At 57.1% G+C, this 266-nt stretch carries 1 protein-coding gene; it reads right to left on the reverse strand.

The features are described 5' to 3' along the window. The coding region (locus BN2475_RS35570) for a condensation domain-containing protein (protein WP_245841357.1) at positions 1–266 on the reverse strand (266 nt) is incomplete at both ends.

The following is a 266-nucleotide window of genomic DNA, read 5'->3' on the forward strand; positions in this document are numbered from 1 at the left end:
GATGGCAGAATTGCGCCTGGATCTTCCATGAATGCCCGCACCTCTGCCTGCATCACCTCTAGCGTCGAATGGTCGCTAATCAGATGATGTAGCAGGGTGAGTAGGATCCAGCGTCCTAGTTCATCTTGCGCGACTACAAAGCGCAGCAGCGGCGCCTGGCTTAGATCGATCCGGTACTGGTGGGGACCGAAACGCTCAGCCAGTTGGATGGTAACGGGACCGTCTGCCGGCGAGAGTTTCAGCTCAGTTACTGGCAGCGAAGCTTG

Origin of the sequence: Paraburkholderia ribeironis, assembly GCF_900019265.1 — a bacterium.
In the GTDB taxonomy this organism is placed as follows: Bacteria; Pseudomonadota; Gammaproteobacteria; order Burkholderiales; family Burkholderiaceae; genus Paraburkholderia; species Paraburkholderia ribeironis.